The sequence below is a fragment of the Rhodocaloribacter sp. genome (assembly GCF_056451265.1).
On record NZ_JBWOPL010000100.1, the window covers coordinates 1 to 3,643 of the forward strand.

3 protein-coding genes and 1 CRISPR repeat array are annotated in these 3,643 nt (G+C 57.2%); all 3 genes read right to left on the reverse strand.

The features are described 5' to 3' along the window. Positions 1-15 precede the first annotated feature (15 nt). A CRISPR array of direct repeats spans positions 16-516; the repeat unit is 29 nt; unit sequence GTTTCAATACCTATAGGTGCAATTCAGAC. 273 nt (positions 517-789) lie between these two features. Continuing rightward, complete coding sequence (gene cas2 / locus AC1HIY_RS15530) at positions 790-1,056, reverse strand: CRISPR-associated endonuclease Cas2 (protein WP_479577715.1); 267 nt, start codon at positions 1,054-1,056, stop codon at positions 790-792. 29 nt (positions 1,057-1,085) lie between these two features. Continuing rightward, positions 1,086-2,129 (reverse strand): type I-B CRISPR-associated endonuclease Cas1b, encoded by a 1,044-nt coding sequence (gene cas1b, locus AC1HIY_RS15535; protein ID WP_479577716.1) that lies wholly within the window; start codon positions 2,127-2,129, stop codon positions 1,086-1,088. Positions 2,130-2,202: 73 nt separating this feature from the next. Further along, a complete protein-coding gene (locus tag AC1HIY_RS15540; RefSeq protein ID WP_479577717.1) occupies positions 2,203-3,492 on the reverse strand; it encodes a TIGR02710 family CRISPR-associated CARF protein in 1,290 nt (429 codons plus the stop codon). Between the last annotated feature and the right edge of the window lie 151 nt (positions 3,493-3,643).

The window sequence follows — 3,643 nt, forward strand, 5'->3', positions numbered from 1 at the left end:
TCTCTCTTACGTTAAGTTTCAATACCTATAGGTGCAATTCAGACAATGAGAAAAAAGACTATTCATCATTGGTGCCTATAGTAATGTTTCAATACCTATAGGAGCAATTCAGACCCGTGCCGGTTACGATGCTGTGCCGCCTCGCTTACGGTTTCAATACCTATAGGTGCAATTCAGACGTTGGGAAAATTGGCGCGGACTTCATGCTTGTGAGAAAGGTGTTTCAATACCTATAGGTGCAATTCAGACGTGGAAGCCCATCGCGATCTCGAAGCGCACTGGAAAAGGTTTCAATACCTATAGGTGCAATTCAGACCCCAGAAGATAAGAAGATCATCATAGACTCTGGGAATGGTTTCAATACCTATAGGTGCAATTCAGACATTGTATCATTCTTTTCTAAGGAGGCAAGACAATGAGTTTCAATACCTATAGGTGCAATTCAGACAGTAACCAAATCGTCAAACCAAACCAGAGAGGTAAACATGTTTCAATACCTATAGGTGCAATTCAGACGGTATCCGTTTTCGGTCCCGTTTCGGCCTAAATAAGGCAAAAAACGGGGTTGAGTCAAGGGGAAAGCAACAAAAAAACCGTCGGGGTCAAAAAGGCCGTTTTACCCCGGGGGTCGACGCCGATGCGTAACATGCATAAAAATAATGACTTGGAGTCTTTTCGAGTGCGCCGTTTCGGTCCGATAATCGTCGAAACGCCATCGAGGGCGGGAGGTCGACGTCGTGGTATGGAGGTTAAGTCATTGAAATTAAAAATGATAACAAGATTCTGAGATCAGAGGATATTGGAGAACGGGTGCAGCTCTTTTCCGATGATCTCGCGGCGGATCAGGGATGCGTGGTCCACCGCGTAAAAGATGAGGGTATCCTCCCCGGGATCGAGCACCTTGCGGGCTTCGGCCAGGAGGTCTTTTTTCTGTCGCATCGTGAGCGAGCCTTCGAAGACGGAACGCTGCACGTGATGCAGATAGCGGCGGAAGAGGCTGAGCACGCGGGCGGCGCGCTTCGCCTTCACGTCGTAAACGGCGATACAGTAAGGCATGAGGCGGTACGGGATGCGGGTTGGATGGGTTATCCTTTCATGCGGAAGCCGGTAAACGGGTGTTTCGCAGGATCGTTGAGGTGGCGGATGAGTTCGTGGCAGGTCATCCGCAAGAGTTCCTCGTAGCGCACCCGTCGTCCATGTTCGCGCAGCAACAGGGTCTGTTGCAGACGTCGGTCCCAGTGTTCGATGAAGCGGCGGCGTCCGGTTTTGCTGAGGTAGACGCCGCCGTCGTGGGGTTCGAAGTGGGCTTCGGTGAGGCGCCGGGTGCGGATCAGCGAGAAGATCGTGCGGTCGACGAGGAGCGGTTTGAAAATTTCGCTCAGGTCGAGAGCCAGGCTGAAGCGGCGGTCGCCCGGTTCGTGCAGGTAGGCGATGGTGGGGTCGAGAGCGGTGTGGTGGATTTTCTGCAGGACGGCGGTATAGCACAGCGTGTTGCCGAAACTGATGAGGGCGTTGAGGGGGTCGCGGGGCGGGCGTCGGGAGCGCCGGGTGAAGGCGAACGGTCCGTCTCCGAGACCCGGCAGGGCGTTCCAGGCCTGGTAGTAGACCTGGCGCGCGGCGCCCTCGAGGCCGAAGACCTCGTCCACGTCGGAGGCGTGCGCCAGGCGGTCGCGTTGATTGCCGAGCAGGCGGCAGGCTTCGTCGAGTCGGCGGCGGGCGTCCTCGGGGAGGCGGCTCCGGTAATAGCGAAGCACCCGGCGCATATGGTGGAGCGCGGCTCGGGCGAAGGCGCGCGCCAGACGCAGCCTGCGCTTCGGGCACAGGTAGTGGGCGGCCTGAAGCACGTGCAACCGACCGCTGAGCTGCGCGGCCCGGGGATAGAGCGTGGCCGTGTAGTTGCCGTAATAATCGAAGAAATGCAGCGGCGCCCCGTGCCGGGCCAACAGCCCGACAAGCTTCGAGTTCAGCTCGACCTCGCTGAGCGCATAGACCGCATCCACCTGTTCGATGGGGATGGGGAGGCGGACCGGAGGGCCTTCGGGGGCTTCCGGGTCGGTATGTTCGAGGACGAGCGAATGCCGGTAGCGGCGCAACCGCCCGCCAAGGGTCAGGTAATAGGCTTGCTTCACGAGAAATCCGGAGGCAGGTTCGCAGAGACGGCAACCTACGAAGTCGAATCTGCCCCCGCCCGTGACTGCGAATTCAGGACGCGGGCGGTGAATTCACGGCACTGCCGGCGAATGTGGGGAAGCGTACCTGTTCCCGATCTTTTTCCGGATTCCGGTCGGCTATCGAGGCCAGATGGTCGAGGTATACCATCATCTGGGATACGTGGTCTTCAGTTACGGAACTGAAACCATGAGCCAGGATGCTTTCGTTGCGACGGTTCAATAGTTTTTGTAGTTGCTCATTTTTATCGTTGTAGAGACGCTGAAAGTCGAGACCGAGGCCATCGCCCAGTTTTGCCAGGAGGTCATAGGCACGAATCATCGGGATTTGAATCTTTCCCGTTTTCTGGTTTTTGTACGGCGCCAGTTGCTCGTGGTAGTCTTCCGGGACCCTGGAGGGGTCTACGTTGCCTGTTTCAATGCCGTGTTCGTGGTACAGCCGTGCCTGGGCGAGAAATTCCACCGCGCGGTACAGGCGGGCCATGGCGTCGTTGTAATTCGCATTGGAGATCCGTCGCTTCGCGTTTTCAATCAGGTCTGCGAAACGGTTCCAGTCGTATGGGTGTTGGCGCAAACGCCCGGGGCAGTCACGGTGTTTTTTGTAGGTGCTATAGACGGACGGAGGTAAAAGATCACTGAGGGAGAGCTCGTCGAGTGAGGACTTCGCATCTACGGCAGCGTCGAGGTCATAGCGATCCCAGGACAGGTAGAACTTCGTGAGGAAGAGGAAGGCATCGATCTGCTCACGGATGGTTGCGTCGAGCCTGCGGTCCCTGACGTCGTTCAGAATCTGAAGAGCGGCAGCATACTGGGAGCGATCGAAGAAGGAGCGGAAATCGTGAAGGCGGGCATCGAGATAGATTCGGCGAGGAGAAAGCGGATGGATGCGCTCGGTGCCGGGAATGGTGCGGCCGCCTTTGTCCCGTTCGCCGGCGATGTAGTTCAACTGGTCCAGACCCAGGGTAACGGCTGCCAGAACGAGGGCCGACGACATGGGCTTGGTTCCACTTGTGAAATCGGCGGTGATCTTGTCGGGAGAGAGCCTGAAGCGTTTCATAAAACGCACGATCTCGTCCTTGTAGGCTTTAAAGAGACGATCGATGTCGTTTTCCTCGTGGGCGATGAAGGGGGGCACCAACTCACCGTCAAAGTCGTCCTTGAGCGCTTCATGAATCAAGGGTATGGTTTCTTCAGCCGACTTCGGGCTGCACATAAAGAGGACGTAATTAGGGTTCAGGCGCAGGATGCTCTGTCGGGCAATGGCCTCGGCGATATCTGAACGACGGCGTCCGGTGCCTACGGTGATGATGAGTGCGCGGGGCATGGGCTTGGGGGAAGGTCAGGGATGATACCGCCGGTTGAGCAGGTGGGCGGCGTGGGTGAGGGTTTCGGGCGAAGCCTCGGGCACGAGGAGCCGGAAGCGCGCCCCGAAGTCGCGGCGGTAGGTACCGATGAGTTCGGGGTCTTCGGGGGTC

Coding starts and splice junctions, on each gene's coding strand:
- cas2 (WP_479577715.1), bottom strand. CDS start 1,056: ATGCCTTACTGTATCGCCGTTTACGACGTGAAGGCGAAGCGCGCCGCC.
- AC1HIY_RS15540 (WP_479577717.1), bottom strand. CDS start 3,492: ATGCCCCGCGCACTCATCATCACCGTAGGCACCGGACGCCGTCGTTCA.